The organism is Streptomyces sp. NPDC044921, assembly GCF_056432865.1.
Genome location: NZ_JBWKIF010000007.1, coordinates 327,253 through 349,700, shown reverse-complemented (window position 1 = coordinate 349,700; position 22,448 = coordinate 327,253). Strand labels below are relative to the sequence as shown.

At 73.9% G+C, this 22,448-nt stretch carries 14 protein-coding genes, 1 tRNA gene, 1 pseudogene and 1 riboswitch; of the genes and pseudogenes, 8 read left to right on the top strand and 8 right to left on the bottom strand.

Translation table 11 applies throughout. The features are described from left to right. Positions 1–507: 507 nt before the first annotated feature. Positions 508–1,056, bottom strand: a complete 549-nt coding sequence (locus AC07DA_RS14350; RefSeq protein ID WP_094057511.1) for a MarR family winged helix-turn-helix transcriptional regulator — start codon at positions 1,054–1,056, stop codon at positions 508–510. Between the two features lie 122 nt (positions 1,057–1,178). Between AC07DA_RS14350 and AC07DA_RS14345 the strand changes: the two genes are divergently transcribed. Then, on the top strand, positions 1,179–2,441 hold the full coding sequence (locus AC07DA_RS14345; RefSeq protein ID WP_479127861.1) for an MFS transporter: 1,263 nt from the start codon (positions 1,179–1,181) through the stop codon (positions 2,439–2,441). Positions 2,442–2,454: 13 nt separating this feature from the next. Here AC07DA_RS14345 and AC07DA_RS14340 read toward each other — a convergent pair whose 3' ends face one another. Further along, positions 2,455–4,122, bottom strand: a complete 1,668-nt coding sequence (locus AC07DA_RS14340; protein WP_479127819.1) for an ATP-binding SpoIIE family protein phosphatase — start codon at positions 4,120–4,122, stop codon at positions 2,455–2,457. A gap of 173 nt (positions 4,123–4,295) precedes the next feature. Beyond that, a complete protein-coding gene (locus AC07DA_RS14335; RefSeq protein WP_479127817.1) occupies positions 4,296–5,675 on the bottom strand; it encodes an NAD(P)/FAD-dependent oxidoreductase in 1,380 nt (459 codons plus the stop codon). A gap of 375 nt (positions 5,676–6,050) precedes the next feature. Between AC07DA_RS14335 and AC07DA_RS14330 the strand changes: the two genes are divergently transcribed. Then, positions 6,051–6,815: a TetR/AcrR family transcriptional regulator gene (locus AC07DA_RS14330; protein WP_479127815.1), complete on the top strand. Its 765-nt coding sequence runs from the start codon at positions 6,051–6,053 to the stop codon at positions 6,813–6,815. 343 nt (positions 6,816–7,158) lie between these two features. Continuing rightward, the gene (locus tag AC07DA_RS14325) at positions 7,159–9,168 is read left to right on the top strand and encodes a sigma-70 family RNA polymerase sigma factor (protein WP_479127813.1); all 2,010 of its coding nucleotides are present in this window, start codon (positions 7,159–7,161) and stop codon (positions 9,166–9,168) included. 253 nt (positions 9,169–9,421) lie between these two features. Here AC07DA_RS14325 and AC07DA_RS14320 read toward each other — a convergent pair. Both AC07DA_RS14320 and AC07DA_RS14315 read right to left on the bottom strand, forming a co-directional pair. Continuing rightward, positions 9,422–10,177 (bottom strand): annotated as a pseudogene (locus tag AC07DA_RS14320) (AfsR/SARP family transcriptional regulator); the annotation flags it as partial. Between the two features lie 367 nt (positions 10,178–10,544). Continuing rightward, entirely contained in the window at positions 10,545–12,662 is a 2,118-nt protein-coding gene (locus AC07DA_RS14315; RefSeq protein WP_479127811.1) for an asparagine synthase-related protein, read from the bottom strand. Between the two features lie 861 nt (positions 12,663–13,523). On the opposite strand from AC07DA_RS14315, the gene AC07DA_RS14310 reads away from it, so the two are divergent. The 4 genes from AC07DA_RS14310 (at position 13,524) to AC07DA_RS14295 (ending at position 18,980) form a co-directional block, all read left to right on the top strand. Beyond that, positions 13,524–14,948 carry an NsdA family TPR-like regulatory protein gene (locus tag AC07DA_RS14310; protein ID WP_383336412.1) on the top strand — a complete coding sequence of 475 codons (1,425 nt, stop codon included), beginning with the start codon at positions 13,524–13,526 and terminating at the stop codon, positions 14,946–14,948. Positions 14,949–15,017: 69 nt separating this feature from the next. After that, the gene (lhgO, locus tag AC07DA_RS14305; RefSeq protein ID WP_479127809.1) at positions 15,018–16,223 is read left to right on the top strand and encodes an L-2-hydroxyglutarate oxidase; all 1,206 of its coding nucleotides are present in this window, start codon (positions 15,018–15,020) and stop codon (positions 16,221–16,223) included. Positions 16,224–16,675: 452 nt separating this feature from the next. Further along, complete coding sequence (gene trmB, locus AC07DA_RS14300; RefSeq protein WP_479127807.1) at positions 16,676–17,506, top strand: tRNA (guanosine(46)-N7)-methyltransferase TrmB; 831 nt, start codon at positions 16,676–16,678, stop codon at positions 17,504–17,506. 76 nt (positions 17,507–17,582) lie between these two features. Next, positions 17,583–18,980 carry a PrsW family intramembrane metalloprotease gene (locus AC07DA_RS14295; RefSeq protein WP_479127806.1) on the top strand — a complete coding sequence of 466 codons (1,398 nt, stop codon included), beginning with the start codon at positions 17,583–17,585 and terminating at the stop codon, positions 18,978–18,980. An 86-nt stretch (positions 18,981–19,066) separates the two neighbouring features. On the opposite strand, the gene AC07DA_RS14290 is transcribed toward AC07DA_RS14295, so the two are convergent. The 3 genes from AC07DA_RS14290 to AC07DA_RS14280 form a co-directional block, all read right to left on the bottom strand. After that, positions 19,067–20,098: a M23 family metallopeptidase gene (locus AC07DA_RS14290; RefSeq protein WP_479127805.1), complete on the bottom strand. Its 1,032-nt coding sequence runs from the start codon at positions 20,096–20,098 to the stop codon at positions 19,067–19,069. An 11-nt stretch (positions 20,099–20,109) separates the two neighbouring features. Continuing rightward, positions 20,110–20,266: riboswitch (cyclic di-AMP (ydaO/yuaA leader) on the bottom strand. Between the two features lie 289 nt (positions 20,267–20,555). Next, a tRNA-Met gene (locus AC07DA_RS14285) sits at positions 20,556–20,629 on the bottom strand. A 62-nt stretch (positions 20,630–20,691) separates the two neighbouring features. Further along, positions 20,692–21,822 (bottom strand): dihydrofolate reductase family protein, encoded by a 1,131-nt coding sequence (locus AC07DA_RS14280; protein WP_479127803.1) that lies wholly within the window; start codon positions 21,820–21,822, stop codon positions 20,692–20,694. 68 nt (positions 21,823–21,890) lie between these two features. Between AC07DA_RS14280 and AC07DA_RS14275 the strand changes: the two genes are divergently transcribed. Beyond that, the gene (locus tag AC07DA_RS14275; RefSeq protein ID WP_479127801.1) at positions 21,891–22,406 is read left to right on the top strand and encodes a MarR family winged helix-turn-helix transcriptional regulator; all 516 of its coding nucleotides are present in this window, start codon (positions 21,891–21,893) and stop codon (positions 22,404–22,406) included. Positions 22,407–22,448: the final 42 nt, after the last annotated feature.

The window sequence follows — 22,448 nt, the reverse complement described above, 5'->3', positions numbered from 1 at the left end:
TTTCAAAGGAACCTCGACCATCGGTTGTCCGATGGACGGGGTATCAACATATCTGGCGTTGACTTTTGGCACGCTGTTGAGTTCTCAAGGAACGGCCGCTTCCTTTGTACTCACCCTCTCGGGCTTTCCTCCGGGCGCTTCCCTTCGGTCTTGCGTTTCCGACTCTATCAGATCCTTTTCTCGACCTGATCCCCAGTCAGCGGGGGTTGTCCTCGCGGCCGTTGGGCCGTTCCGACGTGTCCAACCTTAGCGCGGTCTCTCGGCGATTCCAAAATCGATCCCGGTTCGGAGTCGATCAAGGCGTCGAGTCCCAATTCGAATTGAATTCGGGCGTGCCGAAATCAACCCCGTTGGGAGTGATCTTGCTGTGGTTGGTGCCGCTGCTGCGGCGGAAGTGCTGTCGCAGAACCGTTACGGCTCCGCGGCAACCCGAAGAACTCTACGGATGCGGCGTAGGGCTGTCAAGCGCCCCCCGTCAAGATCTTTTCCGGGTCGGCGGGACGGGTGTCAGTCCAGGTCGGACAGGCGTCCGCCGGCGTCCGGCTGGGCGTCCTCCACGCGGCGCAGCAGGCGCGTGAGGACCTCGCCCAGTGCCGTGCGCTCGACGGGAGAGAGGTCCTGGAGCAGGTCCTCCTCGAAGACCGACGCCAGGCGCATCGCCTCCAGCCACTTCTCCCGCCCCTCCGATGTCAGCTCCACGATCACGCGGACGCGGTTGGTCTCGTCCCGTTCACGGGTCACCAGTCCTTCGCCGACCATGCGGTCGATGCGGTGGGTCATGGCGGCGGGGGTCAGGCCGAGGCGCTTGGCGAGTTCGCTGGGGCCGAGCCGGTAGGGGGCGCCGGAGAGGACGAGGGCCTTGAGGACCTCCCACTCGGCGTTGCTGATGCCGAGGGCCGAGGTCTGGCGGCCGTAGGCGACGTTCATGCGGCGGTTCAGGCGCGACAGGGCGGAGACGATCTGCTCCACCTGGGGGTCGAGGTCCTGGAACTCGCGCTGGTACGCGGCGATCTGCTCTTCGAGGGTCGGCTCGTCGGAGCCGGGGGTGTCGCCCATGGGCGCAGTATGGCACGCCCGTTCTTTGCCTTGAAGTCCTTGGGTATGTACTCTTTAGCTTCGAACTTTAGTTTCGAAGTCTTCACTCCTAACTTGTGAGAGAGGTGAACGTGACCAGGGCGATGGGCGCAGCGATGCGCCGGATCCACGTGGGCAACGCACTCAGCGCGTTCGGGCTCGGCTTCACGGTCCCGTATCTGTACGTCTATGTGGCGCAGGTACGAGGACTGGGAGCCATGACGGCGGGCCTCGTGCTCGCCGTCTTCGCTGTGGCCGCGCTGGTGGTGCTGCCGTTCGCCGGGCGGGCCATCGTCCGGCGCGGCCCGCTGCCGGTGCTGCTCGCCGCCCTGCTCACCGCCGCCGCCGGCGCGCTGGCCCTGGGGGTCTCGGGCGGTGCGGTGGCCGTGCTGACGTCGGCTTCCCTGCTGGGGGCCGGGCAGGCCGTGATGCAGCCCGCGCTGGCGACGATGATCGTGGACTGCTCCTCCGCGGAGACACGGTCGCGTGCGTTCGCCACGCAGTTCTTCCTGCAGAACCTCGGTCTCGGCGTCGGTGGCCTGATCGGCGGCCACCTCGTCGACACCACGAGCGCTGCCTCCTTCACGCTGCTCTTCGCGATCGAGGCGGCGATGTTCCTGCTGCTGGTCGTGGTGATGGCGACGGTGCGGATGCCGCACGCGCCGCGGATCGAGAGCGCGCCGGCGTCGGGGCGGGGCAGCTGGAAGCAGCTGCTGGGCAACCGGGCCATGGTGCAGCTGTGCGTGCTGGGCTTCGTGCTGTTCTTCGCCTGCTACGGGCAGTTCGAGTCGGGGCTGAGCGCCTACGGGGTGGAGGCCGCCGGGATATCGACGTCCGCGCTGGGGACGGCCCTCGCGGCGAACACCCTGGTGATCGTCGTGGCGCAGTTCGCCGTGCTGCGGTTCGTGGAGCGGCGCCGGCGTTCGCGGGTGATCGCCGCCGTGGGCCTGATCTGGGCCGTGGCGTGGGCCGTCGCCGGGTACGCGGGGCTGGGGCACGGCAGCCAGGAGATGGCGACGGCCGCGTTCGTCTCGACGTACGCCTTGTTCGGGCTGGGTGAGGCGATGCTGTCGCCGACCGTGGCGCCACTGGTCGCGGATCTCGCGCCGGAGGGGATGGCCGGGCAGTACAACTCGGCGTTCGCCCTGGTCAAGCAGCTCGCGCTGGCGGTCGGGCCGGCGGTGGGCGGACCGCTGGGGGCCTCGCTGCACGCGCCGTACATCGTGGCGTTCCTGGTGTTCTCCCTGGGGATCACGGTCCTCGCCGTGCGGTTGGGCCGGCAGCTGACCGACGTACAGGATCAGCCGTGGCTCGGGAGGAGCCGGGTCGTGGCGCGGGGCGGGGCGCCCGTTTCCGCGGACGTCTGACCCGCGGCGCGCGCTACGTGGCCCGGGCGCGCGGCAGGGCGAACTCGCACCAGACCGCCTTGCCGCCGCCCGGGGTGCGGCGGCAGCCCCAGCTGGACGCGATCGTGGCGACGATGGCGATGCCCCGGCCCGACTCGTCGCCCGGTTCCGCCCTGCGGCGTCTGGGGAGGTGGTCGTCGCCGTCGGTGACCTCGATGATCAGCCGCCGGTCCGTGCGGCGCAGGCGCAGGCGCATCGGCGGGGTGCCGTGCTGGAGGGAGTTGGCGACGAGCTCGCTGGTGGCGAGGACGCCGAGGTCGTGCAGGTCGGTGGGGAAGCGCCAGCTGGTCAGGACGCCGGAGGCGAAGGCACGCGCGCGGGGGGCCGCTTCGATACCGCCGAGGAGTTCCAGGGCGGCGTTGCGGAAGAGCTCGCTCTCCGGGCCCTTGCGGGCGGGGTGCTGCAGGACCAGGACGGCCACGTCGTCGTCGTGGTCCGGGGTCACGCCGGCCGAGCGGACCAGGCGGTCGCAGACGACCTGGGGCGTGCCGGTGGCGCCGGCCAGGGCGCGCTCCAGGGCGGCGATGCCCTCGTCGAGGTCGGCGTCGCGGCGCTCCACGAGGCCGTCCGTGTAGAGGACGGCCGTGGAGCCGGGGCTCAGGGGGATCGAGCCGGAGGCGTGCATCCAGCCGCCGGTGCCGAGCGGGGGGCCGGTGGGCTCGTCGGCGCGCAGGACCGCGCCGTTCTCGTCGCGGACGAGGATGGGCAGGTGGCCGGCCGAGGCGTAGACCAGCTTGCCCTCGTTCGGGTCGTGGACGGCGTACGCGCACGTGGCGATCTGGTTGGCGTCGATCTCGGCCGCCAGGCCGTCGAGGAGCTGGAGGACCTCGTGCGGGGGCAGGTCGAGTCGGGCGTAGGCGCGGACGGCCGTGCGCAACTGGCCCATGACCGCGGCCGCGCGGACGCCGCGGCCCATGACGTCGCCGATGACCAGGGCCGTGCGGCCGCCGCCCAGGGTGATGACGTCGTACCAGTCGCCGCCGACCGCGGCTTCCGTGCCGCCGGGGTGATAGGTGGCGGCGATGCGCAGGTCGTCCGGCTGTTCGAGCTCCTGGGGGAGCAACGAGCGCTGGAGGGTGACGGCCGTCTCGCGCTGGCGGCGTTCGCTGGCACGCAGCCGTTCGGCGGCTTCGGCGTGGTCGGTGACGTCGGTGGCGAAGACGAGGACACCGCGGCCGTCCGTGCCACCCGTGCCGTCGCCCTGGGCCACCGGGGTGCACGTGAAGGTGTAGCAGCGGCCGTCGGGGGCCTTGCGGGACTTCACCGTGCGCGGCTTGCCGCTGCGCTGGACCTGGTCCAGGAGGGGGAACAGGCCGAGCGCGTCCAGTTCGGGCAGGGCCTCGCGGGCGCGTTCGCCGAGCGGGCGTACGCCGAAGGCGGTGGTGTAGGCGTCGTTGACGTAGGCGATGCGGTGGTCGGGGCCGTGGACCAGGGCGACGAGGGACGGGACGCGGTCGAGGACCTCGCGCACCCGCAGCTCGTCGACGGCGGGTACGGGCGGCGTCTCACCGGTCAGCTGTTCGGCGCGGGCGGCGGGTACGGAGCCTTCCCCCCGCCGGTCGGGGGAGGCCGTCTGCTCGGTCCGCGCTGCGGCGCGGCGCTGCGTTCCGGGGAGCCGGGCGCTCCAGCGCGTGAAGTTCACGAATCCTTGCCTCGTGTAGTCGTCGGCGGCCGGCACCGGAACCGGCCGGGGCCCCGGGGGCCCGCACCGGGGCGAGCCGTGGCACACCCGTGGTGGTGGACCAGTCTGGCAGTGCGCGGACCGGACCGACATCCGTCAGACGCCGGGCCGGCCGGTGGAGTTCCTGGGTCCGGTCAGGACGACCCCTTCGGGTTGCCCGGGGGGTCCTGGGGAGGCTTTCCACCGGCCGCGAGTTCGAACTCCGCCCGGGGGTGTTCGAGTGAGCCGAGGGAGACGATCTCCCGTTTGAACAGGCCGGCCAGGGTCCATTCGGCCAGCACGCGCGCCTTGCGGTTGAAGGTGGGCACGCGGCTGAGGTGGTAGGCGCGGTGCATGAACCAGGCGGGGTAGCCCTTCACCTTGCGCCCGTAGACGTGGGTGACGCCCTTGTGCAGGCCGAGGGAGGCGACGGAACCGGCGTAGGCGTGTTCGTACGTCTGGAGGGGTTCGCCGCGCAGGGTGTGGACGATGTTGTCGGCGAGCACCCTGGCCTGGCGCAGGGCGTGCTGGGCGTTGGGGGCGCACTCGCGGCCCGGTTCGGCGGCGGTGACGTCGGGGACGGCGGCGGCGTCCCCGGCCGCCCACGCGTGCGTGGTGCCCTCGATCGACAGGTGCGGCGTGCAGCGCAGGCGTCCGCGGTCGGTGCGCGGGAGGTCGGTGGCGGCCAGCACGGGGTGGGGTTTGACGCCGGCCGTCCACACGACCGTGCGGGTCGGGAAGCGGGCGCCGTCGCTGAGGACGGCGACCCGGCCGGCGCAGGACTCCAGGCGGGTCCGCAGGCGCACGTCGATGTTGCGGCGGCGCAGCTCGGTGACGGTGTAGCGGCCCATCTCCTCGCCGACCTCGGGCAGGATCCGGTCCGAGGCCTCGACGAGGATCCACTTCATGTCCTCGGGCCGGACGTTGTGGTAGTAGCGCGCGGCGTAGCGGGCCATGTCCTCCAGTTCGCCGAGGGCCTCCACGCCGGCGTAGCCGCCGCCGACGAAGACGAAGGTGAGGGCCGCGTCGCGGATCGCGGGGTCGCGGGTGGACGAGGCGATGTCCATCTGCTCGATGACGTGGTTGCGCAGGCCGATGGCCTCCTCGACGGTCTTGAAGCCGATGCCGTGGTCGGCGAGGCCGGGGACCGGCAGGGTGCGCGAGACGGAGCCGGGGGCGAGGACGAGGTGGTCGTAGTCGAGCCGCTGCCCGCCCGTGCCCTCCTCCTCGGTGGCGAGGGTGGTGACGGCGGCGGTGCGTTTCGCGTGGTCGACGGCGGTGGCCTCGCCGATGAGGACACGGCACCGGTCCAGGACGCGGCGCAGCGGTACGACGACGTGGCGGGGCGAGATGGCGCCCGCGGCGGCCTCCGGGAGGAACGGCTGGTACGTCATGTACGGGTCGGGGGTGACGACCGTGATCCCGACCTCGTCCCGGTCCAGTTCCCGTCTCAGTCTGCGCTGCAGGCGCAGGGCCGTGTACATCCCGACGTAGCCGCCACCGACAACGAGAATGCGCGCACGTTCCTTCACCATCCCATGACGCACCCGCCGCTTGCGTTTGTCCACAGCCTCGACGGATTGTGTGACCGGAGCGGGCGGGGGCGCGGAGTTGGCCGGATTAGCAGGCTGCGCCGTAGGTGGGCAGGTCAGAGGGGGTGGCGCGGGGGGCGCGCGGGGGCACATTCGGGACGTATGCGACCCGTACTCCGATCGGTGGGCGCTCCGTGCGGAACCTGCCCCTTCTGAATTGACTCCCTCTCAACTATGTTCGTGTGTCGACGGGGTGTAGGGGGATGTGCTCACCGGGTCCGCGACGGGCGGGCCGCGGGACCGGGCCTGTTCCCCCGTCCCGGCATCGTATGGCGGGGAGAGTCTCCGGGGGGAGACGTCATTACCGGGGGAATGCATATGCATGTTCAGGATTCTCATTGGTCGTCCGCGTCCACCCTTGCCGCGGGTGGCGCGACGATGAGCGCGGCGGGCAGCGGACGCGGGGACCGGACGCGGACGACGCCACTGCGCGTGGACGCCCAGCGCAATCTGGAGCACGTGCTGCGTGCGGCGCGCGAGGTCTTCGGCGAGCTGGGTTACGGCGCGCCGATGGAGGATGTCGCGCGACGCGCGCGGGTCGGTGTGGGCACGGTGTACCGGCGGTTCCCGAGCAAGGACGTCCTGGTGCGGCGGATAGCCGAGGAGGAGACCTCCCGGCTGACCGACCAGGCGCGTGCGGCGCTCGGGCAGGAGGACGAACCCTGGTCGGCGCTGTCGCGCTTCCTGCGCACGTCGGTGGCGTCGGGCGCCGGGCGGCTGCTGCCGCCGCAGGTGCTGCGCGTCTCGGTCGTGGAGGACCAGGCCGGCGGTGCGCGGGTGCCGCAGCAGCGGACCCAGCCGGGCGGCGCCGAACTGCGGCTGGTGCCGGAGGAACCGGTGGCGGTCGCCACGGTCCCGGCGCCGGAGGACGACGCCGGGACGGCGGCGCTGCTGGAGGTCGTCGGCCAGCTCGTCGAGCGGGCCCGGGCGGCCGGTGAGCTGCGGGCGGACGTGTCCGTCTCGGACGTCCTGCTGGTGATCGCCACGGCCGCGCCCTCACTGCCGGACGCCGCCCAGCAGGCGGCGGCGTCGGCCCGGCTGCTGGACATCCTGCTGGAGGGCCTGCGCTCGCGTCCGGCGTGAGCCGGTGCGGCCCGGGTGGGCTTCGAGAGGACGGTGTACACCGGCAGTGACCTCTGGCCGGGGCCCGTAATGGCGCTCCTGGCACGGGAGTACGGGCCGGCAGACGGACGGGCGGGCGGGTGCGACGGGCCGGACCGGGGCTTGTGGAGCCTCGGAGGACGCGGCGACCCCGGCCCCGAGGCGAGGAAGGAGCCTCCCCCGGAGGGAGGACGGTCACTACTGGCGTGCGGTGAATCCGCACGGACGAGTGACGGTTCGAACTCCGGGGTTCCGCCGGTAAGTCGCTGTGGCACGCTGACCCGGTGGTCTGGACGGGTACGGCGGCTGGCGGGGGCTTTCCGCGATGAGCGTTGACGGGCGGGACGAGTCGAGCGGCGGCAACGGCGGAGACGCCACGGCCCGCGGTCCGGTTCCCCCACAGGTGCCGGGCCAGGGCGGGCGAGGAAGCGTTCCTGCGGGCGGGCGGGCCGCCGACGAGTCGGTCCCGGCCCAGCGCCGACGGCGCGAGGACCGCGTCCCGCCACTGCCGCGCGACCTGCCGCCCTCCGACGCCCACCTCATCGACCGGATGCGCGCGGGCGACGACACGGCGTACGAGGAGCTGTACCGGCGCCACGCACCGGCCGTGCGCCGGTACGCCCGCACCTGCTGCCGGGACGCCCACACCGCGGACGACCTGACGGCCGAGGTCTTCGCCCGCATGCTCCAGGCGGTCCGCGGCGGAGCGGGCCCCGCCCACGCGGTCCGCGCCTACCTGCTCACCTCGGTCCGGCGCGTCGCCGCCTCCTGGACGCGGTCCGCGCGGCGCGAGCAGCTCGTCGACGACTTCGCCGTGTTCGCCGCCCAGTCCGCGCGCGACCGGGACGCGTCCGACGACGACACGCTCGAACTGGGCGCGGACGTACGGGCCATGCACGAGGCCGAGCAGTCCCTGGCCATGCGGGCCTTCCGGTCGCTGCCCGAGCGCTGGCAGGCCGTGCTCTGGCACACCGAGGTCGAGGACGAGTCGCCCAGCGAGGTCGCCCCGCTCTTCGGTCTGGACGCCAACGGCACGCGCGTGCTCGCCAGCCGTGCCCGCGAGGGCCTCAAGCAGGCCTACCTCCAGGCCCACGTCAGCGCCACCCTCACCGCCGACGAGGAGTGCGCGCGCTACGCCGACCAGCTCGGCACCTACGCCCGCGGCCGGCTGCGCACCCGGGCCGAGCGCGGACTGCGCAAGCACCTGGAGGAGTGCGCCAAGTGCCGCCTGGCCGCGAGCCAGATCGCGGAGGTCGCCGGCGGTATCCCGGCCGTCGTACCGGTCGCGGTCATCGGCTGGTTCGGTGCCGCCGGGTACGCCAAGGCGGCCGGGCTCGTCGCCGGGGGCGCCGGCGCGGGAGCCGCGGGGGCGGCCGCGGCGACGGGTGGTTCCTCCGGGGCCGCGGGAACCGGTGCGTCCGGCGGGGCGGCGGGCGGCTCCTCCGGCGGGGCCGGTGCGGCGGCCTCCGAAGGGGCCGGTGCGCCGGTGAAGGCCGGTATCGCGGCCGGTGTGGTGGCCGTCGGGGTCGTGGCGGCGGTGGTGATGGCCCTGGTCGGCAACGACGGGCCGGGGCAGGAGGCGAGGCCGGCACCGTCGTCCCCTCCTCCCTCGTCCGTGGTGCGGCCCGGTGAGCCCGCGCCCGCCCCGCCGCGTCGGGGCCCCGGCCCGCGTCCGCCCGCCCTCGTGCCCGTGGGTGCCGGGACACCCGCGCCGGTACCGAGCTCCCGGACCGCCCCCGGCCCGGCCGCGTCCCCCGAACCGGCACCCCGGCCCACCCGGCCGTCCGCACCCCCGGAACCGGCACCCCCGGCGCCCCCCACCTCCATCCCCACCCCCGCACCCACCCCGAGCCCGACGTCCACGCCCTCCCCACCCCCGCCGCCACCTCCGCCGCCCGCCCCGGCCGTCTACCAGTGGAGCGACCTGGCGTACGACGTCACCGGTGACGGCACCGGGCCCGAGATGCGGATCGGTGCGAGCAGCTGGGTCTGGAAGCGTTCCGGCCTGTCGGTCGACGGCCGGCGGTACCCGCACGGGGTCACCGTGCACGGCAGCTCCTCCGTCACCATCGACCTCAACCGCTCCTGCTCCGCCTACGACGCGGCCGTCGGCGTCGACGACCTGATGCTGAAGCACGGCAAGGTGTACTTCTCCGTCTACGCCGACGGTGTCCGGCTCTGGCGGTCGGGGCTGGTCGAGGGCGGTGGCCCGGCCGTCCCCGTCCATGTGGACCTCACCGGCCGCAGCACCGTCCGGCTCGTGGTGGAGCCGGGCGGCGCACTGGACGGCCTGACCCTGGCGGACTGGGCCGAGTCGAGGTTCACCTGTCGCTAGCGGCGTGCGCGCGGCGCGCCTCGTGCAGCTCGCACAGGACGTCCCGCGCGGTGAGCGCCGTACCCGAGGCCCGCTCCGAGGCGCACCGGTCGGCACCCAGTGCGGCGCGGGCGGCGGCCTCCGTCCGTTCCGCGTGGGCGCGCTCCGGCATGGGGCGGGGGCGGCCCGAACGCCAGTGGTCGCCGGCGCCGAGCAGCCGGGCCGCGCGCGGGAAGTCGCCGAGGTCGGCCAGCAGCGCGGCCGCTCCGTCCACCACGGCGGCCCGGATTGCCGGCGGTGCCCCCTCCCGCACGTCCCCGGCGAGCAACTCGGCGTGCAGGGCGCGCAGGTGCGCACCCGGGTCGGTGCCGAGGCCCTCGGCGAGGGCGTGGCGGGCGCTCTCGTACGCGGCGAGGGCATCGGCCGCGCGTCCGGCGTCGCGCAGGGCGCGGATCAGAAGGGCGTGCAGCGGCTCGTCGTAGGGGTGTACGGCCGTGTGCTCGCGCAGTTCCGGTACGACGTCCTGGGCCCGGCCCAGTCGCAGGCGGGCCTCGGCCCTGGCCCGGATCGCCTCCAGACGGGCCGCTTCCGGGCGGGCGGCGGCGGAGCGGTCGGGCAGGTCGGCGAGGGCGGGGCCGCGCCAGAGGGCGAGGGCGTCGTCGAGGTGCCGTTCCGCACGGGCCGGGTCGCCGGCGGCGAGGGCGTCCGTGCCGTGGCGCAGGAGCCGTTCGAAGACGAAGAGGTCGACGTCGTCCGGCCCGGCCGCGAGCCGGTAACCGCCGGGCTCCAGCGTCACGGCGTCCTTGCCGAGCACCCGCCGGAGCCGCCCGACCAGGGCCTGGAGGGCGGCGGGGGCGTCCTGGGGCGGGTCGTCGGACCAGACCTCGTCGATCAGGGCCCGCGAGGGGGTGACGCGGGCGGGGCGGAGGGCGAGGGCGGTGAGCAGGGCCCGCAGCCGGGGCCCGCCGACGGGTACGACCGAGCCGTCCTCGTCCTCTGCCGTGGTGACTCCCAGGATCCTGTACCGCACGGGGTCATTGTCGCCGGGGTCCCGGGCATTCTCGGCGGGCCGTACCGGGGCGGCACCCCGCAGCCCGGCGCCCGCGGCAACCACGACCCGCCCGCACCCGCCGGACGGCGCAAGGGGCCGTGCCGGGGGGTGTCCGCCCGCAGCGGTTGGCGCGTCAACGGACAGTCAGTCGGCGTCCAACCCCATCGCGCCGTTCCGAGGACGGACACCCCCCGGCGCGGCCCCGACCCACCCCCCACCGTCAGGCGAAAGACGCGCACCCCCACCCCCAGGCACGGCCACCACCAGGCGCAAGCCACCACCAAGGCACAAGCCACCCCCAAAGCGCAAAGCCACCCGCTCGCCCCACCACCGCAGGCGCCCGGTGTTACCCCCGCCGCCCCCCGCCGGCCCCCGCCCCCAACGCCCCCCGCTGCGGCGCGATCCCCGCCGGTACCGCTCGCTGGCGGGCCGGCGTCCCCGTCCAGCACGTGCCGCGGCGGGCCAGCAGGCGGCGCAGCCACAGTTCCAGGGAGACCAGGTCCGCCAGGCCGTCCAGCGGCAGCGGCTCGCCCGCCGCCGCGCCCCGCAGCGCCTTGCGGACCACCCGCGCCTCGACCAGCCCCGCCTCCGCCAGCAACGGCGTGTCGAACAGCGCGACCAGCGAATCCACCGCCACCCGCAACCCCGTACGCGCCACCGCCGCCGCCGTCGCCTGGCTCGGCGCGCCCCACCCGGGCGGCAACTCCCGCACGCCGGCCCCCTCCAGCACCGTCCGCAGCACCGCCGCCCGCGCCCCCGGCCGCACCCGCAGCGCCTCCGGCAGCGCCCGCGCCGCACGCACCACCTGGTTGTCGAGGAACGGCGCGTGCAACCGCTGGAAGCGGACCTCCGCGGCCTGCTCCAGCACCCGCAGATCCGCCGCGTGCCGCGCCAGCGCCGCCCGTGCGCGGAAGTCGCCCGGCCGCTGCCCGGGACCGACCAGCTCCGACCGGTGCGTCGACGCCTGTAGGCGAACCGATACTTCAGCGAGCGCCTCGCCGGTCAGCCAGCGTGCCGCCGGCCCGGGTCTGCCCCAGGTCAGCGCCGCGAGGGAGGCTTCCACCGCCCCGCCGGGCGCGTCGAGCCCGTCGTCCGACCGGTGGTCGAGCAGACGCTCGGCGAGGGACTCGAGACCCGACCGGTACGACGTGCGGGACAGCCGTCGCGCCGCCGCGTACACGCGCGCGGGCACGAGCACCGACCCGTCCGCCTTGGCCAGCGCCGCGACCGGCCGCACGAGATGACGCCGTCGGCGGTCCATCAGCAGATCCGCCAGCCGCGCCGGGTGGGCGTCCAGGACCTGCCGCGCCCCGTACCCGGTGAAGTGGTCCGCGCTGCCCGCCGCCAGCCGGGCCCGGTGCCGCGCCGCCGTCACCAGGCACGCCCCGGGCTCGTCCGTCAGCGGGCCGTCCAGGTCGGCGTACGGGAGGGTCTCCTCGCCACCCGTCACGACCACGTGGTGCAGCCGCGGGTTCGCCGCCAGCGCCCCGGCCCGCTCCAGTTCGGCCTCCCGGCCGCGGACGGCAAGGTCGTTGAAGGTGACCGCCAGCAGCCGCTCGCCCGCGCCCGTGCCGTGCCCGAGCACCGTGCCCGGCATGCCGGGCAGCCCCGCGGCCAGCAGCGCCAGCGTCCCCGAGGCGGGTCCGCCGGACAGGTCCGCCCCGATGCCCGGCACCGGCATGCCGCGCGCCGCGCGACGTTCGGCGGGGCCCATCCCGGGCACGGGCCCGGGGTCGATGTCCGCTCCGGGGACGTGCCGCGGGGCGGACAGCCGCGTCCGTACGGCCTCCACGAGCGCGTCGCGCACGGCGTCGACCGCGCTGTCGGGATCGGCCGGAGGGGCGGCGACCGCGAGCGAGGCGACCGGCTCGTACCCGGCGATCTCCCGCGCCCCGGCGCGCAGGATCAGTGCGTGCCCCGGCGGAACCCGCTTCACGCCGTCGTACGGCGTCGAGTCGTGGAGCGCGGCGGGCACGTCGGGGGCGGCCAGCAGCGCGGCGAGGTGCCCGAAGTCGAGGTTGGCCTCGATGAGGTCGGCCAGCGGCAGGGCGGCCGTCGCGTAGGCCGTGCCGCCGGCCCAGGGCGTGTAGAACACCGGCCGCGCGCCCGCGAGATCGCCGCAGACGGTCACTCTCCGGCCGACCTGCACGATCGCGGTGTAGCTGCCGGGCCAGGCGGTCAGGTGCCGAAGTGCCCCGCCGCGCGCGGCGAACAGCGCGACGCGCAATTGCTCGTCGGTGGCGCCGCAGATCCCGAGCACGGCGATGCGGGTGCGCTCGTCGGCCTTCACGACCCGCACCTCGTCGGGCCGCCAGTCGCCCACGGCCCACAGCGGATCGGGGTCGCCCCACAGCAGTTGGGACCCCACCGGGTGCAGCGTCTCTCCGTCGTGCCCCGTGGCCCCCGCCGAACCGGCAGCGACGGCTCCCGCGGCGGTGCTGCTCCAACCCACCAACCACCGCATCGCCGCCTCCACAGGCTGTGGACAACCAGTGCACCGCACGAACCGGTTCACCATGCTGCCATGAAGGAAGCGCTCCGGAGGGTGCCCGCGCCGCTCGCGCTCCGCCGAATGCGCCCCGGCGGAGCCGCCGACACCCCTGCCTGGTCCCCGAACTCCCGTACCCCGCAAGACGGTACGGCCCTGCGGAGAGAGGTGAGGAGAGGACGGGAGAGGAGAGGACAGGCAGGGAACGGAAAAGGGGCACGGAAGGGAATGCGGGAAGAACGGCGACCGCGACCGCGCCGCCGTTACGCGACCATCCGGCCACGGGGCAAGACACACCGGCGACATGTCACCCGTACGACTGCGACGTGAATGCGCCCCCGATACGCGCCCCAAACACGCCCAACGCGCCCTCAACTGCCGTGGTCGGAGCCCTGAAGCCCCGCAATCGGCGGGGTCGATTTTCGGCCAAATCGTCGACGCGCGGGCAGACTCGAACACGCTCCGTACAGGACCGGCACCGCGTCACCCGGTCGCGTAGCCCGGGAGACGGAGCACGCCTCCCGGACCGTTCCGCCGCCCGCGGGGATGAAGGCGGCGGTGTCCCCCAGCCCACTGGATCCAGTACAGCGGGCCGACCCACGCACGGACCATGGAACCGCTCCCGCGATGGCCGGAGAAGAGCGCACGGCCGGGCGCACGGCCACACAGTGGGAGCACACCGCAACTGACCGTATCTGCCCCGCACTTCAGTACGGACCACAATCCCGCCAACCGGAACAATGCCCCTTAACGCTTGGGATGCGGCGAACTACGCTGGGTTTACGAATGCCGCACGGTTATGCCAGCGCGGCAGCCGTCTGTGTCGAGGGGTGGCTCATGTCCAGGGAGCAACGCGGGCCGAACGAAAAACTCGGCGCCGTTCTCGCCCTCGCGGGAATCAGCAACGCAGGCCTCGCGCGGCGCGTCAACGACCTTGGCGCACAGCGGGGACTGACACTTCGCTACGACAAGACCTCGGTGGCGCGCTGGGTGTCGAAGGGAATGGTGCCGCAGGGTGCGGCCCCGCACCTGATCGCCGCCGCCATCGGCCAGAAGCTCGGCCGCCCGGTGCCGCTCCACGAGATCGGCCTGGCGGACGCGGACCCCGCACCCGAAGTCGGCCTCGCCTTCCCGCGCGACGTCGGCCAGGCGGTGAAGTCCGCGACGGAGCTGTACCGCCTCGACCTCGCCGGCCGCCGCGCCGGCTCCGGCGGCATCTGGCAGTCGCTCGCCGGATCGTTCGCAGTGAGCGCGTACGCAACGCCCGCCTCCCGGTGGCTGATAACCCCGGCCGACAGTTCGGTCGCGCGTGACGTGGGCCCCGGCGAGGGCTCCGGCGCACCGCTCAAAGTCGGCCACAGCGATGTGCAGAAGCTGCGCGAGGCCGCGGAGGACGCGCGGCGCTGGGACTCCAAGTACGGCGGCGGCGACTGGCGTTCGTCGATGGTCCCCGAGTGCTTAAGGGTGGAGGCCGCGCCCCTCCTCCTCGGCTCCTACTCCGACGAGGTCGGCCGCGCCCTGTTCGGCGCCTCCGCCGAACTCACCCGGCTCGCCGGCTGGATGGCCTTCGACACCGGCCAGCAGGAAGCGGCCCAGCGCTACTACATCCAGGCCCTGCGCCTGGCCCGGGCCGCCGCCGACGTCCCCCTCGGGGGCTACGTCCTGGCCTCCATGTCCCTCCAGGCCACCTACCGGGGCTTCGGCGACGAGGGCGTGGACCTGGCCCAGGCCGCCCTGGAACGCAACCGGGGCCTGGCCACGGCCCGCACCATGAGCTTCTTCCGCCTCGTCGAGGCCCGCGCGCACGCACGCGCGGGCGACGCCCAGGCGGCCGGCGGCGCCCTGAAGGCGGCCGAGAGCTGGCTGGAGCGCGCCCGCCCCGGCGACAACGACCCCAGCTGGCTCGGCTTCTACTCCTACGACCGCTTCTGCGCCGACGCGGCCGAGTGCTACCGCGACCTCAAGGCCCCCCGCCAGGTCCGCCGCTTCACGGAGCAGGCGCTGTCGCAGCCGACGGAGGAGTTCGTGCGCTCCCACGGCCTGCGCCTGGTGGTGTCCGCGGTCGCCGAACTGGAGTCGGGCAATCTCGACGCGGCGTGCGAGCAGGGGGTGCGGGCGGTGGAGGTCGCCGGGCGCATCTCGTCGGCCCGCACGACGGAGTACGTGAAGGACCTGCTCCACCGCCTGGAGCCCTACGGCGACGAACCGCGGGTGGTGGAGCTCCGTGAGCGCGCCCGGCCGCTGCTGATGACCCCCGCATAGGTGCCCGAGGGGTGCCGTCCCCGCGTTTGGAGGCACTGTCAGTGGCGCAGTGCACTATCGAGGTGGGAGGTGGTGCCGGTGGGGCTCGCATACGACTGTGACGTGCTGGTGATCGGCGGCGGGATCGTCGGTCTGTCGACGGCGTACGCGATCGCACGCGCCGCACCGGGCACACGTGTCACCGTCCTGGAGAAGGAGCCCGGCCCGGCCCGGCACCAGACGGGCCGCAACAGCGGCGTGATCCACAGCGGCATCTACTACCGCCCCGGTTCCCTCAAGGCGCGCTACGCGGTGCGCGGGGCGGCCGAGATGGTCAAGTTCTGCGCCGAGTACGGCATCCCCCACGCGGTCACCGGAAAGCTGATCGTCGCCACCGACCGGGCGGAGCTCCCCCGCCTGCACGCCCTCGTGCAGCGCGGCCGGGAGAACGGCATACCGGTGCGCGAGCTGGGCGCCTCCCAGATCCCGGAGTACGAGCCGGAGGTACGTGGCCTGGCCGCCATACACGTCGGCACGACGGGCGTCTGCGACTTCGTCGCGGTCGCCCGCCAGCTGGCCCACGGCTCGGGCGCGGAGATCCGCTACGGCACCCGTGCGGTCCGCGTCGACCGCCGGCCCGACCGTGGCGTCGCGGTGCTCACGGCCGCGGGGGACGTCGTACGCGGGCGGGTCATGGTCAATTGCGCGGGGCTGTACTGCGACGAGATCGCCCGGCTGACCGGGGACGACCCGGACGTGCGCATCGTGCCGTTCCGCGGCGAGTACTACGAGCTGGCCCGGCCAGAGCTGGTGCGGGGCCTGGTCTATCCCGTGCCCGACCCGGCGTTCCCCTTCCTCGGGGTGCACCTCACCCGGGGCATCGACGGCGGCGTCCACATCGGGCCCAACGCGGTACCAGCCCTGGCCCGCGAGGGCTACGGCCGGGCCACGGTCCGCCCGGGCGAGCTGGGCTCGACCCTGGCCTGGCCGGGCTCCTGGCGGATCGCGCGGCGGCACTGGCGGTACGGGGCGGGTGAGCTGCGGCGGTCCCTGTCCAAGGGAGCGTTCACCGAGGCGGTGCGCCGGCTGCTGCCCGGGGTGTCCGAGGACGACCTGGTGCCGACGGCGGCGGGCGTGCGCGCGCAGGCCGTCCTGCGGGACGGCACGCTGGTCGACGACTTCCTGATCCGTGAGGCCCCCCGCACGGTCCACGTCCTGAACGCCCCCTCCCCTGCGGCCACGGCCTCCTTGCCGATCGGCAGAGAGGTGGCACGCCGGGCGCTGAGCGCGCTCTGAGCGTGCCGCGCCCGGACTCCGCCGCGCGGCCAGTCCCGGCTAGGCGCACGCCTACCCGCGGCCGGGCGGGGGCCGCGACGGGGCGGCGGCGGCAGCCACGACGCACCCGCACCCACGGGACGGCGCGAGGGGCCGTGTCGGGGGCGTCCGCCCGCGGCGGTCGGCGCGTCAACGGGCAGTCAGTCGGCACACGACTCGATCGCGCCGCTCCGAAGACGGACACGCCCGGCGCGGCCCCGCCCCCCGGCCCACCGTCAGGCGAAAACGCGAGCCCACCCCCAAGCCGCCACCCGGCGAGGGACCCGCACCCCACCCTCAGCCCTCCCGGCGAGGGGCCCGCACCCCACCCCCAGCCGCCACCCGGCGAGAGGCCCGCCCTCCATCCAGCCACCCCCGGCAAGCAGGTGAAGCCCCGCACCCTCACATCCCGACCCCGTAAAATCGACCTCACTGTGTCTGACTCCGCGAACTCCCCCGAAACCCCGCTCCCCCACCCCCCGGCCACCGCACAGCGCACCCGGGCCAAGGGAGAGCCGCGCTTTCCCGACGGGCCGAAGCCCGATCCCGCCGGGTCGCACTTCGAGCGGCGCATCCGGAGTTTCCAGCCGCGGCGCAGCCGGGTCACCGCCGGTCAGGCCGACGCGCTGCAGCGCCTGTGGCCCAAGTGGGGCCTGGACATCGACGGCAGCCACCCCCTCGACCTGCCCGAACTCTTCGGCAACGACAACCCCGTCGTCCTGGAGATCGGCTTCGGCATGGGCGAGGCGACCGCCCAGATGGCCGCCGCCGACCCCGGCACCAACATCCTCGCGGTCGACGTCCACACCCCCGGCCAGGGCAACCTCCTGAACCTCGCCGACCGCAACGGCCTGTCCAACGTCCGCGTGGGCAACGGCGACGCGATCATCCTGCTCCGCGAGATGCTGACCCCCGACTGCCTCGACGGCCTGCGCGTCTACTTCCCCGACCCCTGGCCCAAGAAGCGGCACCACAAGCGCAGGCTGATCCAGCCCGAGTTCCTCACCCTCGCGGCGACCCGCCTCAAGCCGGGCGCGATCCTGCACTGCGCGACCGACTGGGAGGAGTACGCCGAACACATGCTCGACGTACTCACGGCCCACCCCGACTTCGAGAACACGCAGGCGGACGGCGGTTTCGCGCCGCGTCCCGGCTTCCGGCCGCTGACCCGTTTCGAGGGCCAGGGACTGGACAAGGGACATGTCGTGAACGACCTCCTCTTCCGCCGCGTACCACACGCGGACCAACCCCCCGCCGGCGTCTGACCGCACCGCACCACTCCGCACCCCTGGCACCTCTCCCGCCTGCGGACAGCGCCCCTCCGTCGTTAGGGTCAATGCCGTGGCCACCTGCCCCCCACACCCGTCGTACCCCAGCGCCCCCATCGACGGCGCCCCCACCGCCGGTCCGCTGCGGCACGCCCACTGGTGGCAGCGCCCCTGGGTGCGCTACGGCGCCCCGACCACCCTCCTCGCGCTGTCCGGCCTGGTCATCCTCGCCCTGGTCCGCGAGGAGACCGGCACGGAGGGCTTCCTGGTCGGACTCGGCCTGGCGCTGCTCCCGGTGCCCCTGCTCATCGCCTCGTTCCGCTGGCTGGACCGCGTCGAGCCCGGTCCCTGGCGCAACCTGGTGTTCTCCTTCGCCTGGGGCGCCTGCGCGGCGGCGCTGATAGCGATCGTCGCCAACAGCTTCGCCACGCGGTGGATAGCGACGGCGACGGCGGACCCGTCCAGCGCGGACACACTCGGCGCGACGGTCATAGCGCCGGTGGTCGAGGAGACGGCCAAGGCGGCGGCCGTCCTCCTGGTGTTCCTCTTCCGCCGCCGGGACTTCACCGGCATCGTCGACGGCGTGGTCATAGCCGGTGTCACCGCGACCGGCTTCGCGTTCACGGAGAACATCCTCTACCTGGGCACCGCCTTCGGCACCGACCAGCTCACCGGCGACAGCGGCATCGCCTCCGTGACGGCGGCGACCTTCTTCGTCCGCATCATCATGTCGCCGTTCGCGCACCCGCTGTTCACCGTCCTGACCGGCATCGGGTTCGGCGTCGCGGCGCTCTCGGCGGACCGCCGGCACGCGCGCCGCGTCGCGTTCCCGGTCACCGGGCTGCTGCTGGCGATGGGCATGCACGCGATGTGGAACGGCTCGTCGGCGTTCGGCGAGTACGGGTTCTTCGCCGTGTACGCGGCGTTCATGGTGCCGATCTTCGGCCTGCTGACGTGGCTGGTGATCTGGACGCGGCAGCGGGAGCTGCGGACCGTGCGGGCGGAGCTGCCCGCCTACGCGGTCGCGGGCTGGCTGTCCCCGGCCGAACCGTACGCCCTGGGCTCGATGCGGGCGCGCCGGATCGCCCGCCAGTACGCCCGCCGGCACGCCGGGAAGGCGGCGGCGCGGGAGGTGGCGCGCTACGAGGCGTACGCGACGTCGCTCGCGTTCCTGCGGCACCGGGCCCGCCGCGGCCACTCCGGGGCCGACTTCGCCGTACGGGAGATGGAGTTGCTCGCCGCACTGTGGCGTCGCCGGGACGCGGCCCGCCCCGCCCTGGACCACGCGGCCAGGGTCACGGCCCCCGCGGTACCGGTGACGGCCCCGCCGTGGCCGACGCCCGGCGCGTACGGTCACAGCCACGCGTACGGACACGGCCACGCGTACGGGCAGACGCCCGCATACGGCCACCCGGCCGGGTACGCCCCTCACCCCACCCCGTATCCGGCGTACAACCCCTACCGGTCCTGAGCACGCTCCGGCCCCGGGAAAACCGGCAGCCCTGACGCCGGGGGGTCGTCGTCAGGGCTGCCGGTGCTTCTTGTGGCGCTCGGCGCTTACGGGTTGAGTCCCTTGCCCCGCAGCCAGGCCATCGGGTCGATGCCGCTGCTGGAGCCGGCGGCGTGCACCTCCAGGTGCAGGTGCGCCCCGGTGACGTTGCCGGTGGCGCCGACGCGGCCGATGACGTCGCCCGTGCTGACCTTCTGGCCGACGCTGACGCCGATGGACGACTGGTGCGCGTACCAGATCTCGGTGCCGTCATCGAGGGTGAGGACGGTCTTGTAGCCGTACGAGCCGTTCCAGCCGGCCTCGGTGATGGTGCCGCTGTGGACCGCCTTGATCGGCGTGCCCGTGGGGGCGGCGAAGTCGAGACCGGTGTGGTAGCCGGAGGACCAGTAGGCGCCGGCCTGGCCGAAGCTGGAGGTGATGGTGTACGAGGAGGTCGGCAGCGTGTACTGCTTGGCGAGGGCGGCGAGCCGCTCGGCCTCGGCCTTCTTGCGGGCCTCCTCCTCGGCCTTCCGCTTGGCCTCGGCGGCCTTGGCCTTGGCTTCCTTCTCCGCCTTGGCGACGGCCTCGGCGGCGGCCTTCTCGGCGGCGGCCGCGGCCTCCTCGGCGGCCTTGGTCTCGATCTGCTCCTGCTGGTGCTCGACCTGGGCCATGATCCGGGCGCGCAGGGCCTCGCCGGCGCCGGAGGTGCCCTGGTCGGTGTCCGCCGCGGCCGTGGCGAGGTCGCTGAGCGGGGTTGCGGAGCCTTCGGGGGTGTCGTCGTCCGAGATGAGGGAACCCACCGAGGGAAGGTCCGGCACGGAGATCGACACCGGCGGCTTGCCGGTCTGGGCGCTGGCCATGCCGCCGGCGCCCACGGCGGCTATGACGCCGACGCCCAGGACGGTGGAGCTGCGGGCGAGCCCTCCGCCGCGCTGCTTGGTGACGCGATGCCGGCCACGGACGGGGCGGATGGACTCCGCCGTGGGGTTCCACTCCTGGAACGGGCCCTCGTCGGTGCGCTGACCGCCGTAGCCGAAGACTTCGGTGTCGCGCTGGTCCGTCGCGAACGGGGCCGCGGGGGCAGGCCGGTTGGACGCCACGTAGGCGTACTCCTTTCCTTCCTTCTCGCCTACCGGGTTAGCTGACGGGTTCGGAGCAGGAAGGTCTCCTACGCGCGTATACCGGCCGTGCTTGCACGGCGGCATCCGCTCGATTCACCCCAAGTGGTGGTTCCCCGGTTCCCTTTCGGGATTCGGCGCGTGCGCACGGAGCCGCCTTCTGTGACGGCTGGGACGACCGCGCTGCGTTATCGAACGTTAATGGAGCCGCGGTGCGTATTCCAGCGATTCCGCTTGATCATTAACCTTTTTCGCGCGGACATACCCGGCATGACCGGCTTGAATCGGGCGAGTTGACCGCCTTCCAAGTGACTGACGGGTTTTGACGGTGTGTCAGTTGTTATGCGGAGCGGCAGGATTCGCTCACCCTGAGTGAGGGGCTGGGGGACGAAAACACCGAGGGCCGGAACCCTTTCGGATTCCGGCCCTCGGCCTTCAGTAGCGGGGACAGGATTTGAACCTGCGACCTCTGGGTTATGAGCCCAGCGAGCTACCGAGCTGCTCCACCCCGCGTCGTTGTGATTCCAGTGTACGCCATGCGCGGGACAGCTCGCGCCACCCCCGACGCCGGGGGCTCAGGGCAGCAGGTGACGGTTGGGCGCCTGGGCCCGTTCCGCGTGCTCCGGCAGGACGAGGACCTCCGCTCCGGCGGCGGCCAGGACGCCGCCGCCGTCGGCGGCCGCCACGAAGGTGTCCGGCTCGCGCCAGGCGGTGACCACCCGGCGTACGCCCGCGTCGAGGATCAGCCGGGCGCAGGGGGCGGGGCGGGAGGCGCGGCGGGCGCAGGGCTCCAGGCTGCTGTACACCGTGGCGCCGGAAAGCCGGGGATCGGCCGGGTCGATCTTGGCCAGGGCCGCCTCCTCGGCGTGCACGACCGGGTCACCGCCCTCCCGGGAGTGGCCGCGGGCCAGTTCCGTGCCGTCGGCGGCCACCACCACCGCGCCCACGCTGAACGCCGTCTTCGCGGGCGGGCAGCGCTCGGCCAACTCGCAGGCGAGGGCCAGCCAGTGGTGGTCGGCGGCGGCGGGCAGGGCGCCGGTCCCGGGGGCGGTCGGCGCGTAGCGCATGAGGACGACGTCCTCGATCCGCCGCGTCTCCAGCAGCCGGAGCCGGCCGCCCTGGTAGCCGCCGGGTCCGAAGAGCCGGGGCGCGCGCGGGTCGCCCACGAAGAGCGGGGCGAGGACCAGCTGGAGTTCGTCGGCGAGGCCCTGGGTGAGGAGCTGGGTGTGGATCAGGCCGCCGCCCTCGACCATGAGGCGCCGTACGCCCCGCGCGTCGTGCAGGTGGGTGAGGAGCCGCCGCCAGTCGAGGTCCGCGCCGAGCGGGACGACGTCGGCGGCGACGCCGAGGGCACGGGCGCGCTCGGCCCCCCGGTCGGTCGTGTACAGCACCTTCTCGCCGCCGGTGTGCCAGAACCGGGCGTCCGGGTCGAGGTCGCCGGAGCCGCTGACGGTGACCTTGAGCGGGTACTCCGGGAGCCCGGCGGCCACCCGGGCCGATCGGCGCTCCGGCGCGTTCACCAGCAGGCGCGGGTTGTCGGCGCGCAGGGTGCCGGCCCCGACCAGGATCGCGTCGGCGGAGGCGCGGACCTCGTCGACCCGGTCGAAGTCGGCCGGGCTGGACAGCAGCAGGCGTTCGGGGCCGGTGTCGTCCAGGTAGCCGTCGAGGGAGACGGCGGCGGACAGCAGGACGTACGGGTGGGGCATCGGCGCTCCGCGGCTGGTCGGGACGGCGGACAGGCTGGTTCAAGTTTGAAACAACCTACACTGGCGGCATGACGACTCGCTGGCTCACCCCCGAGGAGCAGCGCGCCTGGCGCGCCTACATCGCCGCCTCGCTGCTCCTGGAGGACGCGATCGACCGGCAGCTCCAGCAGGACGCCGGCATGCCCCACCTTTACTACTCCATCCTGTCCGTCCTGTCGGAGGCACCGGAGCGGCGGCTGCGGATGACCGGCCTCGCCGAGCGGCTGAAGATCACGCGCAGCCGGCTGACGTACGCGGTGACGCGGCTGGAGAAGGACGGCATGCTGCGGCGCGAGGCGTGTCCGCACGACAAGCGGGGCAGCATCGCGGCGCTGACCGACGAGGGGTTCGCCGTGCTGGAGCGGGCGGCCCCCGGACACGTCGAGACCGTGCGGAGCTTCCTGTTCGACCGGCTCGGCGCGGAGCAGGTCGGCCAGCTGGAGGCCATCTCGACGGCGATCGCGCAGGGGCTCCAGGAGGACGGGGCGCGGCCGGCGGCGGAGGACGTGCCCTGGCGGCGGAGGTCCTCCCCGGCCTGTTCATGACGCACGTCACACCGCGCGGCCCTCTTATTGCTTCAAATTTCA